Source organism: Marinicella gelatinilytica, from assembly GCF_026410405.1.
In the GTDB taxonomy this organism is placed as follows: domain Bacteria; phylum Pseudomonadota; class Gammaproteobacteria; order Xanthomonadales; family Marinicellaceae; genus Marinicella; species Marinicella gelatinilytica.
On sequence record NZ_JAPMLN010000001.1, the window covers coordinates 36,913 to 49,526 of the forward strand.

9 protein-coding genes are annotated in these 12,614 nt (G+C 40.3%); 6 read left to right on the forward strand and 3 right to left on the reverse strand.

The window, feature by feature from the left end; translation table 11 throughout:
* Nucleotides 1–171: 171 nt before the first annotated feature.
* Together OS173_RS00070 and OS173_RS00075 are read left to right on the forward strand one after the other, a co-directional pair.
* Entirely contained in the window at nt 172–966 is a 795-nt protein-coding gene (locus tag OS173_RS00070) for an enoyl-CoA hydratase/isomerase family protein (RefSeq protein ID WP_267182225.1), read from the forward strand.
* Nucleotides 967–1,180: 214 nt separating this feature from the next.
* Nucleotides 1,181–2,206: an energy transducer TonB gene (locus OS173_RS00075; RefSeq protein WP_267182226.1), complete on the forward strand. Its 1,026-nt coding sequence runs from the start codon at nt 1,181–1,183 to the stop codon at nt 2,204–2,206.
* Here OS173_RS00075 and mutS read toward each other — a convergent pair.
* A complete protein-coding gene (gene mutS / locus OS173_RS00080) occupies nt 2,203–4,764 on the reverse strand; it encodes a DNA mismatch repair protein MutS (RefSeq protein ID WP_267182227.1) in 2,562 nt (853 codons plus the stop codon). The two genes, OS173_RS00075 and mutS, sit on opposite strands and share 4 nt — an antisense overlap.
* 310 nt (nt 4,765–5,074) lie before the next feature.
* On the opposite strand from mutS, the gene recA reads away from it, so the two are divergent.
* From recA to yaaA, 4 genes are read left to right on the forward strand one after another with little or no spacing between them, the layout of a single operon-like run.
* Nucleotides 5,075–6,124: a recombinase RecA gene (gene recA / locus OS173_RS00085; protein ID WP_267182228.1), complete on the forward strand. Its 1,050-nt coding sequence runs from the start codon at nt 5,075–5,077 to the stop codon at nt 6,122–6,124.
* The gene (locus OS173_RS00090) at nt 6,124–6,576 is read left to right on the forward strand and encodes a regulatory protein RecX (RefSeq protein ID WP_267182229.1); all 453 of its coding nucleotides are present in this window, start codon (nt 6,124–6,126) and stop codon (nt 6,574–6,576) included. The genes recA and OS173_RS00090 overlap by 1 nt, the downstream gene beginning before the upstream one ends.
* A 3-nt stretch (nt 6,577–6,579) precedes the next feature.
* Nucleotides 6,580–7,836, forward strand: a complete 1,257-nt coding sequence (gene bioA / locus OS173_RS00095) for an adenosylmethionine--8-amino-7-oxononanoate transaminase (protein ID WP_267182230.1) — start codon at nt 6,580–6,582, stop codon at nt 7,834–7,836.
* Nucleotides 7,833–8,609 (forward strand): peroxide stress protein YaaA, encoded by a 777-nt coding sequence (yaaA, locus tag OS173_RS00100; RefSeq protein ID WP_267182231.1) that lies wholly within the window; start codon nt 7,833–7,835, stop codon nt 8,607–8,609. Before bioA ends, yaaA begins: the two co-directional genes overlap by 4 nt.
* 483 nt (nt 8,610–9,092) lie before the next feature.
* On the opposite strand, the gene OS173_RS00105 is transcribed toward yaaA, so the two are convergent.
* Nucleotides 9,093–11,522, reverse strand: a complete 2,430-nt coding sequence (locus OS173_RS00105; protein WP_267182232.1) for an EAL domain-containing protein — start codon at nt 11,520–11,522, stop codon at nt 9,093–9,095.
* Between the two features lie 307 nt (nt 11,523–11,829).
* Nucleotides 11,830–12,597 carry a hydroxyacylglutathione hydrolase gene (gloB, locus tag OS173_RS00110; protein ID WP_267182233.1) on the reverse strand — a complete coding sequence of 256 codons (768 nt, stop codon included), beginning with the start codon at nt 12,595–12,597 and terminating at the stop codon, nt 11,830–11,832.
* Between the last annotated feature and the right edge of the window lie 17 nt (nt 12,598–12,614).

A 12,614-nucleotide genomic window follows, 5' to 3' on the forward strand; every position in this document is an offset into this window, starting at 1 on the left:
TAAATCTGGATCGGTTGATAAAGTGATAAAATGCCACCTATCAAGGTGAGAATGTAGTTAATAGTGGTTCTATTGACAAATTTATTGGCATTTTAGCCTTTTTAACTCGATTACGATTCTTACAAAATCTTTGCAAATTAATTCAATTCAATTCAATTATCAGGAGTAACTATGCAATCATTTAAAACCCTCACATTATCTGTTGATAAAACAGGCTTGGCGACTGTGACCATGAACCGTCCTGAGGTTCATAATGCCTTTAATGCGGAGATGATTGCCGAGCTCACCCAATGTTTTCGTCAGTTACATGCCGATAAAACTGTGCGGGTTATTCTGTTACAAGCGGCCGGTAAATCATTCTCCGCAGGTGCAGACATTAATTGGATGAAAGGCATGGTTAATGCCACTCAGGAAGAAAACAAACAAGATTCCCATAAGTTAGCTGAATTACTGCGCACCATTAATTTCTGCAGTAAAACCACTGTGGCTAAAGTCAACGGTTTGGCTTTTGGTGGCGGTGTCGGTTTAATTTGTTGCTGCGATATTGCCATTGCCGAAAATAACGCTAAATTCGGTCTTACAGAAGCTAAATTAGGTTTAGTGGCTGCGGTGATTTCACCATATGTGATTGATGCCATTGGTATGCGAAAAGCCAGACGTTATTTACAAACAGCCGAGGTTTTTGATGCTGAACAAGCCCACAAATTAGGTATCATTTCTGAATTGGTTGACGGTGATGATTTGGACGAAAAAACCCAGGAAATAATCAAAGCCTTGACGAGCACCGGTCCCAATGCCAAGGAAATCAGTAAAAAATTAGTTATGTCGGTGGTCGGCCGCACTGTTGCACAACAGAAAAAAATTGACGAATACACCACTCAGGTGATTGCAGCAGTGCGCGTTTCTGATGAGGGTCAAAAAGGTCTTAAAGCCTTTTTAGAGAAGCAAAAGCCTGATTGGCACTAAGTCAAGTAGTGAGTCTAAACTAAAGTACCAGAATAACATCATTACGGTGCCGATTTGTGGCACTTTGTTGAGTCCTTTTCTCGTTTAAATCATTAAATTATAATTATTCATGCATTGGCAATTAAAAAGATTGCAAAGGCCGTCACAGTTTGTAGAATATAAATAAGTATATCAGCTAAATTTGAAATGGCTTGATATTTTAAAAACCTGTTGTATGAGAATGGTTATGTTGAAAGTGGTGATGATTTTTATGTTGTTTTTTAGTGGTTGGGCAGCAGCACAAAATGATGATGATCAAAAAGACCAACCAGAGGAACAAACCCGACGGCCAAGTTGGTCTTCAGGCTTGCCTGAAAGGCAAAAGGCAGATCCCATTGGAAGACCGGGTTTAAGTAATGAGTTTAAAGATGAACTTACCATTGACCGCTCTGAATTGGGTTTGCAACGGCCTGAAATAAGCATATCTTCCGAGGTAGATGATTCCGCGACTTCTGAAGAAAGTCCAGAGGTGATTGCTGAACCGGAGGAGCAGCCGGCGATTGAACAACAACCTATAGAAGAGTTGCCGGTTGTGGTTGAGGAACCTGTGGTTGAGCCGGAACCAGAGCCAGTAACTTATGAATGGCTTGTTCTGGAACAAGCCGATGTGGAATTCCCAACAAGAGGAATCAGAAATCAAGTGTCCGGTTGGGTTGATGTTGAAGTAACTTTAAACCCGCAGGGTGATGTGGTAAATGCCGAAGCGGTTGCTAATTCAAATGGTGCTGCGATTTATGTGGATTCGGCGGAAAGGTCAATTCGTAATTGGATTTTTCAGGCGCCTCAAGAACAGGGTGTCAATGAGTTGGTCAGCAAAGTCTATCGCATTGATTTTGTACCGCCACCCATTGAACAGGCGGTATCAACACAACCTGAGGTTTCGGTGAGTGAAGAGTTAACAGCGGATAGTGCTTCATCTATAGCAGCCGATGACTATCAGTGGCGTATCTTAAACCAAGTCCCATTAGATTATCCCATGGCTGCCGCCAGAAAACGGTTAGAAGGTTGGGTTGATATATTGGTGACCATTAATGCCGATGGTGAGGTGATTAATCTTGAGGAAGAAAATTATTCATCCCGTGGCCGTGTTTTTGTTGAGCCGGCTAAGGATTCGTTACAACAATGGCAGTTTGAACCACCCAAAAATAGTGGTATTACACAAAATTTAAGCAGAAGCTATCGAATTGAATTTAAACTTTAGTTCTGATCATTCATTAATTCAAGTAAGTGATAGAGAGCGTCTAAAGCTTGTTTAGGTGAGAGTTCATCGGGATTAAGTTGGTTTAAATATTCAATAAATTCCGGTGACTCTTGTTTTGCCGGCGGTATTTCATGGCTAAATAAGCTCATTTGTTTGGATTGATGGCTTAATTCTGATTGTTCTAATTGTTTTAAGTAAGATTTCGCCTGTTGTAAGGTTTTTTCAGGCAATCCTGCTAAAGCGGCCACTTGAATACCGTAACTTTGACTGGCAGCGCCATTCTTAACCTTATGCAAAAAGACAATGCGATTTTTATGTTCCACGGCAGTTAAATGGACATTTATAACGCTTGGTAACTCGTTGGCAAGTTCAGTAAGCTCAAAATAATGAGTGGCGAATAAGCACATGGCGCGATTATCTTTGGCCAAATGATTAGCGCAAGCATAAGCCAACGACAAACCGTCATAGGTACTGGTACCTCGACCAATTTCATCCATTAAAACCAAAGAGTGTTCGCCTGCATGGTGCAAGATGGTTGCGGTTTCACTCATTTCCACCATAAAGGTTGAACGCCCGCGACTTAAATCATCGCCGGCACCAATCCGTGTGAAAATACGATCAATATCACCGATTATGGCTTTTTGTGCAGGCACAAATGAACCGGCTTTCGCTAACAGCACAATCAATGCCGACTGTCGCATATAGGTGGATTTACCGCCCATGTTGGGGCCGGTAATAATGTGCATACGTCGTTGTGCATTCATGGCCAGATCATTGGCTTCGAAAGGTGTGGTTAAATGGTGCTCCACCACTGGATGACGGCCTTGAATGATTTCAATTTTAAGGTCTTGAATTAAGGTTGGTCGGGCGTAGTTGTGAAGCACCGCATGGGCGGCTAAATTACAAGCAATATCAATATCACAAACTAATTCAGAGGTTTTTTGCAAGTCACTGATAAAAGGTGAAAAATAATCAAGTAATTCTTCATATAATTGTTTTTCATAAGCCAGAGATTTTTCTTTACTGCTCAGGACCTTTTGTTCGAATTCTTTAAGCTCCGGTGTGGTATACCGCTCCGCTGCCTTCAGTGTTTGTCGTCTGATGTAATGTTCCGGTACTTTGTCACTGTGTTGTTTTGTAACTTCAATATAATAACCATGGACTCGGTTATAGCCGACTTTGAGGCTATTAATGCCGGTTTCTTGTTGTGCTTGCAATTCAAAATCTAATAAATATTGGCCTGCGTCGGTACTGATGGTACGTAATTCATCAAGTTGGGGGTCAAAACCATCAGCAATGACACCACCGTCACGAATAAGAACCGGGGGATTATCTTTTATGGCTTTATCTATATACTGCACAATGGCATCATGGCTCAGTAAAGCTGTCCCAAGATGTGATAAAACTGCGTTATCACTGGCTAATAATTGATCCTTGAGGTCTTTGCAGGCGATTAATGCCACTTTCAAACCGGTGATATCCCGTGGTCGGGCTGTTTTTAAACTAATGCGAGACACCATGCGTTGCATATCGCCCATGGTTTTTAAATGTGTTTGACAGTTTTCGTAGCTGGCTGAATTAATAAAAGCTTCAATCAAATCTAAGCGTTTATTTAATGTGTGGTTATCACGCAAAGGTTGTTTTAATTGAGCCCGTAATTTTCGAGAACCCATGGCGGTGCTGCAGTGATCCATAAATCCACACAGTGTTAATTCGTCTTTATTATCTGCATGGTAATCAATTTCTAAATTTTTACGGGATTGTGCATCAATGTGTAAATAGTGATGAAGTTGCTCAACCAGAGGTGGTTTTAAATGGCTTAAATCAACTTTTTGCGTATGTTCTATATACTGCAATAAGGCGCCGGCAGCTGGTAGTACAATATCATCAGATTCAATGTCAAAACCTCCCAAATCATGCACTTTAAATAAGTTTGTAAGTCTGTTGAGTGCGCTTTCACAGTCAAAATCCCACGGCGGTCTTTGCTGAATGTTGTACTCATCCAGATGCGTCATGACATGACTGCCTTCACTGATTAATAATTCACTGGGGTTTAAGCGACTTAATTGAGCCAGTAAAGTGCTGATGTCATCAATGCGTTGAACCAAGAAGTCACCGCTGCTCATGGACAAGTAAGCTAAAGCCAGCCGCTTTTTATCACTGTGTATGGCCACCAAAAGATTATCATTTCTGGCATCCAGTAATGCTTCTTCAGTGATGGTTCCCGGTGTAATAATGCGCACCACTTCACGCTTAACAGGGCCTTTTGATTCGCCCGCAGCTTCCATTTGTTCACAAATCGCCACTGATAAGCCTTTTTTAACGAGTTTTGCCAGATAATTGTCGGCCGCATGGTATGGAATACCGGCCATCGGTATTGGTTTGCCGCCGGATTGACCTCGCTGGGTGAGGGTGATGTCCAATAATTGAGCTGCCTTTTTAGCATCATCAAAAAACAGCTCGTAAAAATCACCCATTCTATAAAACAACAACATATCCTGATAATCCGCTTTAATCTTAAAGAATTGTTGCATCATTGGTGTATGTTGTTGTGTCATTAGGCGGTTTTATTCATTTCAAAGAAGCGGCTTATTCTATCAAATTAAAAGGGAGAGCTCGTGTTGATCAAAGCAAGAAAGTAACTTTATTGGCCAATATTTTGTCGGATTTTATGTTTTAATGGCGCTTATGACGCGCATACATTCAAAGCATTATGCACAGTCTCACTTTTTGCGACTGGTATCGATAAAATACTACATGGGTGAGAAAAAATAGACATCTTTTTATGGTATATGCGATTTTTTTCTCCATCAATAACTGCGATAATAGATCATTAAATTTACTGTACAAATTTGTAAGGAGCAAACAATGGATGACAACAAAAAGAAAGCCTTGGCAGCTGCGTTAGGGCAGATAGATAAGCAATTTGGAAAAGGTTCGGTGATGCGTATGGGTGACAATCTGGCGTTAACCACGGATGTTTACTCCACTGGTTCACTGGGGCTGGATGTGGCATTGGGTATTGGTGGTTTGCCACGTGGCCGAGTGGTCGAAATATATGGCCCTGAATCCAGTGGTAAAACAACCCTAACATTGCATGCTGTGGCAGAGTGCCAGAAAAAAGGGGGCACCGCCGCTTTTATTGATGCTGAACATGCCTTAGACCCAAGTTATGCCGCAAAATTAGGTGTCAATATTGATGATTTGCTGGTGTCACAACCTGATACCGGCGAAGAATCTTTGGAAATTTGTGATATGTTGGTGCGCTCAGGGGCTGTGGATCTGGTGGTTATAGACTCAGTGGCAGCCTTAACACCAAAAGCTGAAATTGAAGGTGAAATGGGGGACTCACACATGGGTCTACAAGCACGATTAATGTCACAGGCCTTGCGTAAATTAACCGGAAATATTAAACGCACCAATTGTATGGTGATTTTTATTAACCAAATTCGCATGAAAATTGGTGTGATGTTTGGTAGTCCTGAAACCACAACCGGTGGTAATGCACTTAAGTTTTATTCCTCCGTGCGTTTGGATATCCGTCGCATTGGTGCCATCAAAAAGGGTGATGAGGTGATTGGTAATGATACCCGGGTTAAAGTGGTTAAAAACAAATTAGCACCACCGTTTAAACAAGCTCAATTTGAAATTCTGTATGGGCAGGGTATATCGTTATTGGGTGAACTGATTGATTTTGGCGTGGAACATGATTTGGTTTCTAAAGCCGGTGCCTGGTATAGTTATGGGGAAACCAGAATAGGCCAAGGTAAAGAAAATGCCAAACAATATTTTAGAGATAACCCTGAACAAGCAATTGAATTAGAAGCTAAAATTCGTAAAATCTTATTACCTAGCCCAGAGGATATTAAGGCTCAGTTAGCGGAACAAGAGCAAGAGCAACCACAAGAACAAGAGTAATGCCTCAAAAAGCAGATGATCTAAATGCCAAGGCCAAGGCATCGGCTTTGGCTTCTTTGGCCATGCGTGAACACAGTGTCTTTGAGTTGCGCCAGAAGTTATTGCGTAAAGAAATACCTGAACAGATTGTGACAGACCTGTTGCTTGATTTACGGCAACAAAATTTACTCAGTGATTCGCGATTTGCTGAAGTTTATTGGCGGCAACGCGCCGGTAAGGGCTTTGGTCCCAATAAAATTGCTTACGAGCTTCAGCAAAAAGGCATTGACGATGCTTTAATTCAGTCCTCACAAGCCACCACTGAAATTGATTTTAATGATGTTATCAAGCAGGTTTATGCAAAAAAGTACCGTTCTCAGCCATGCCATGATTTAAAAGAGAAAGCCAAAAGACAGGGTTTTTTATATCGTCGTGGCTTTTCGGCAGATTTAATTAAAACAGTTTTGGATTAATGCATGGACGTAGATTTCGATTATCACCATATATGGCACCCTTACAGCCAAATGCCTGCACAATCAAAACCTTTGCCGGTGGTTTCAGCGGAGGGGGTTTATCTCAAATTAGCGGACGGTCGACAATTGATCGACGGTATGGCCTCTTGGTGGTCTTGCATTCATGGTTACAATCAACCACGATTGAATGAATCTCTGAAATTACAACTAGATAAAATGGCCCATGTCATGTTTGGTGGTTTGACCCATCAACCTGCCATATCTTTGGCAAAAAAACTGGTTAATATAACCGCCGAACCTTTGCAACACGTTTTTTTTGCTGATTCCGGTTCAGTGGGTGTTGAGGTTGCCATGAAAATGGCCGCTCAGTTTTGTTTTGAGAATGGCTTAGCGCAAAAAAAACGTTTTTTAAGTTTCAAAAAAGGCTACCATGGTGATACTTTTGGTGCTATGGCAGTGTGTGATCCGGTAACCGGGATGCATCATAAATTTAAGCGTTTATTAAACAAGCATATTTTCATCGAATCACCGCAATGCGGTTTTTATGAACCTTGGCAGCCACATTATATGGATGAGCTTGAACAGCAATTGGCTGCCCATCATCAAGACATTATTGCTGTCATTTTTGAGCCGGTGGTACAAGGTGCCGGTGGTATGAATATCTATCACCCTCATTACTTAAAAGCCGCACGTGAATTATGTGATGAATATAATGTGTTATTGATTTTTGATGAGGTTGCCACCGGTTTTGGTCGTACCGGAGAACTATTTGCTTATCAACATGGGGATGTTGTTCCTGATATTTTGGTTTTGGGTAAAGCCTTAACCGGTGGTTATATGACCTTATCCGCGGTATTAACTGGTTCAAAAATTGCCCATGGAATAAAAGAACCATTTATGCACGGACCCACTTTTATGGCAAATCCATTGGCTTGTGCAGTATCCTTGGCTTCGATTGAACTGCTGTTAAGCCAAGATTGGCAAGCCAATATTAAACGCATTCAACAACAATTAACGACACAATTATCACCTTGCAAAACCTTGGATAATGTTCAGTCCGTCCGGGTATTGGGCGGCATCGGTGTGGTGGAGCTAAAAGAAACACCTGATTGGTCCGCTATTCACGATTATTTGGTCAATAATGGCGTGTGGCTCAGGCCTTTTAAAAATTTGCTTTATATGATGCCACCTTATATCATTACTGAACAACAACTGACGCATTTAACTGAAACACTTTTTCAAGCACTCAAGAAAACATGATTATTTTATTATCACCTTCAAAAGGTCAAAATTTTGAACCATCTCAAGTTGATGAGTTTAGCCAACCCCAATTGCTGTCGGCCAGTGAAAAACTTATGGCAAAACTTAAAACCATGAAACAGTCAGAAATTCAGTCACTGATGTCTATTAGCGAAAAATTGGCTGAATTAAACCATGAACGATTTCAGCAATTTAAAACACCGTTTAAATTAGGCACTGCCAAACAAGCGGCTTTGGCTTTTCAGGGAGATGTGTACAGTGGTTTAAAGGCAGAAGAAATGGATTCGGATGATTTATCGTTTGCACAAAAGCACCTGAGAATTTTGTCGGGTTTATATGGATATTTAAAACCTTTAGATTTAATTTTGCCTTATCGCTTGGAGATGAAAACCAAATTAGCGGTTGCCGGTGATGAAAATTTATATCAGTTTTGGGGCGATACCTTAACCGAATGTTTAAATGACGAATTGGCGACAAAAGATACTGTGATTAACTTAGCATCTAATGAATATTTTAAGGCCATAAAACCCAAAAAGGTCAAAGCACCAATTATAAATATTAACTTTAAAGACAGTAAAGAGGGTAAGACAAGGGTGGTCGCTATTTACGCTAAAATTGCCCGCGGAGCCATGGCACGAGCGATAATTACTAACCGCATTGATAACCCTGAGGCCATTAAGAAATTGGTGGTTGATGATTACCGCTATCAAACAGATCTATCAGATGATTTGAACTGGACATTTACCCGTCAACAGCCGCCACCTAAATCGTAGTTTTTTGAGAAAAGTTAAGTTTAAATTTGCACCTAAACTATCCACCTCATTAAGTTTTTTTGTGCTTTATGGGATTATGGCTGTTTTATTTCAGGGTAGAAAATCAGATTCATTGAGAAGTGAATTTTTACTTCGGCTCTTTCCTGATATGTATCAACATATATCTAATTTCACCCTCAGTTATCTATTAATTGCGGGTATTGGATATGTCTGGATATTGACCGAGGTTAATTACTTATATATTTCATGGATGGTCTTGGTCGTTGTGGTGTTAAATTTTATCTATGAACTTTGCATTCCTATCCTAAATACACCGGATATTGTCGATGCTTATTATGGTTTAGTCGGCAGTGTTATGGCTTATGTTTTTCTGATAATTAGTAAACGATTTGGTCTTTTGAACATACAAAATTCCTCACTCAGTTAAAGACTTTGTACTAATCTTAAAACCCGTGAAAAGAAATCTAACGGCGGAAAAATCTATCAGGGTTGGGTTCCAATAATTAATTGCTCAGTGGGTTTTGCAAAATAGAACCCTTGATAGTAGTCACAATGCAGTGATTTAAGAAATTGATATTGATCTTGGGTTTCAACACCTTCAGCCACAATTAGTAATCCCATGGCGCGTGCCATGGCAATAATGCTCTGTATCATCGCCGCATGGCCGTCATTATTTGGAATGTCTTCAATAAATGAACGGTCAATTTTTATTTTATCAATAGGCAGTTGTTTAAGGTGAGTGAAGGATGAATAACCTGTTCCAAAATCATCAATGGCAATACGAATACCCATTAATTTAAGTTGATTAAGCATTTCCGAGGCTTGTTTACTTTCATACATTAAAATAGACTCGGTAATCTCAAATTCCAGAGATCCTGGTGTGATGTCATAGCGGTTAATCAATTGACTGATGTTGTCAATGAAATGCCGGTCTTTTAGCTGGCTCATGGATAAATTGGCACTGATATAAAAAGCATCATTCGGTGTTTGCTTTTTGTGACTTTGTATCTTTTGGCACACTTGTTCAATCACCCAATAACCAAATTCTCGCATCATTGATGTTTGCTCAATAATGGGTATAAACGTATCGGGTAAAAGCAGACCACGTTGTGGGTGTTGCCAACGCGCCAATGCTTCCCATCCATGATGCAAATTACTGTCAAATGTGAGAATAGGTTGGTATAGCATTTTTATATCATTATTTTTCAGGGCCTGATGAATGTCTGTTTCTAAGGCATGACGTTCTTTAACAGCATCTTCCATTTCTTTGTGAAAAACACGAACTCGACTTCGGCCTCGGTTTTTGGCTTCATAAAGCGCGGTGTCAGCGCGCTGTAATAAAGTGGTTACCCGCTCACCGTCCCGAGGGTAGATACTTAGGCCAACACAGGCTGTTACATGATAGGTTTTATGGGCAAACAGGATAGGTTCACAGACCCGGTCACAAACTAAATGAGCAAATTCGAGGGCTTTTTGTTCCGCCAAAGTGACGTCTGCATTGAGGTTTGATAAGTGCAAGATAAAAACATCACTACTGAGGCGACCGACCAAATCATTGACACGGATAAGATTTGATAATCGCTTTGATACCGTTTTAAGTACCACATCACCGAAGCGGTGGCCTTGGGCGTCGTTCAGGGTTTTGAATTGATCGATATCAATAATCAACAAAGCACCGTTACATGATTTTTCGGCACATTCCTGTAAACCGTTTTGCAAGTGTTCACGAATCAAATTGATATTGGCTAAACCGGTAAGTTCGTCGTGTTGAACCAGGTATTTAATTTTATTTTCAAATTGGCTGATTTCAGTCACATCGACAGCCACTGTTAACATTAAGTCATTTTTGCTGGGGTTATTTGACAGCAAAGTTTTTGAAACCATCAGCTCCCTGATTTCTTTTTGGTTGTTTTCAATTTTGATTTCATGGTGAATGTTATTGCTTGCTGCCGAGTGTTCAATTAAATCTTTATATTGTGGGCGGTTTGTTACAAACTGATAAATGTTAAGTGGTTGCTCATCAACAAGGGGTAGTCCTAAAAACTCTGCAGCACTGTGGTTTAACAAAACCACATCACCACGGTAATCATGCACAAAAATCAAGTGTGGCATGTGATTAATAATTTGTCTTAATTGTTTTTGTTGCGCCAGAATAATGGCCGTTGATTTGCGGAATTTTCGGTGAAAAATAATTGCGGTTATAAGGCTGCCCAAAGCGATGAAAAGTACCGAAATCATGGCAAAATAGAACCACTGTGGTAATTGATTTTTGGGTGATGAATCCAGCCATTTTTGCCGACTCTGATAATAATAAGAGTTTGGATCCTGCTTCCATGCCACTATGTTGCGATCGAAGGCTGATAAAAAGGTTTTGTCACGGTCTCTGTTTTGTGTGATGTACACCTTAAAGGGATCGAACATAATATTACTGGCAAAAAATGGATATTTTTTTGCCATGGCCAAACCGTAAACATTATTGGCCACCACAGCATCCACTTTGGCATTTTTTAGTAGTTCAAATACATCATTATAGGAATCGGCATACGTGGGGTGGCAAGTGACTTCGTATTCGTGACATTGTTTTAGAAAGTTTTGACCGTTGATGCCGTTTTTGAGCAAGCCGATGGTTTTATCTTGGAGGTCTAAAATGGTTTCTACTTTGGAATTCGTGGGTAAAAACACTTGGCCCCACACATTGGCAAATGATTCCTGACTATATATTAACCGCTGGGCACGTTCCTCGGTGTATCCCAAACCCGGCAGGATATCGATGGCGCCTAATTTGATGGCCTCCATGAGCGTAGGAAATTCACCATATTGCCATTGTATGGCGAGCTGGTTTTCTTCTGCAACGCGATTAATTAAATCGATAATGAAACCTTCCGGCTCTCCTGATTCATTAAGATAACCCATTGGGGGAGCATGGAAAAAACCAATGATCCATGGTTGGTTATCAGAAGTGGCGGGGAGTGATTCAGGTTTATTTTGATTTTGCGCAAGAGCTGAACTGCTTAACCAAAAGCCTATTATGAGTAGCCTCGGTATGAGTTTGTATCTATACACACTAACCTCAAAAAATCATGTTATTATCATAACTTATTTAAGGTAACGTTTGTGACGATTTAAAAAAATAATTGATACTTATCTCAGTAATCAGTTTTTCACAAAAGCCCCGTCTTTTCTTTTTTACTTAATGTGCGAAGGTTTCTTGAAGCGGGGATTAAAAACGATCTTTCCAGGCTCTTAACACAGCAAAGCAACTAATCTCATCTTTAATGGATATATTGTGTTGTGCTTCTAAATTTTTTTGTAATTCAGGATCATCTGTACGTAAAAATGGATTTAGTTGTTGTTCAATCAATAAAGATGACGGTAAAGTTGGTTGTTTTTTGCGCCGTAAATCATTGATATGACTGCAGAACTCTTTTAGTCGGTTAGAATTGGGTGATACTGTCAGTGCAAATCGACAATTATCCTGTGTATATTCGTGACCGCAATAAACCGCCAAAGAATCGGGTAGTGCTTTAATTTTATTCAGTGATGACACAAACATTGCCGGGTTACCCTCGAACATACGACCACAGCCCAGTGAAAACAGCGCATCACCGGAAAATAACCAGCTGTCGTTATAAAAAGCAATATGCGTTAGGGTATGGCCGGGAATAAACAGTACTTTTAGTTGGCTCTCCAGTTCTTTAAGCGTAACAACATCGTCTTCATAAACGTTCGTTAATTCGCCTGCGATGCGATCATCCTCAGGGCCCCAAGCCGGAACGTTATGTTGTTTTTGTAAAGGCAATAATCCACCCACATGATCGCCATGATGGTGGGTGATTAAAATGCCTGACAGGATTAATTGGTGTTTGGCGATAAATTCATTTACCGGATCAGCTTCACCCGGATCAACCACATAACAATGTTGTTTATCGTGAATGGCCCAAATATAATTATCCGTTAACGCTTTAATCGGTGAAACTTGAATTGTCATGTTATCATTTCTTTTTT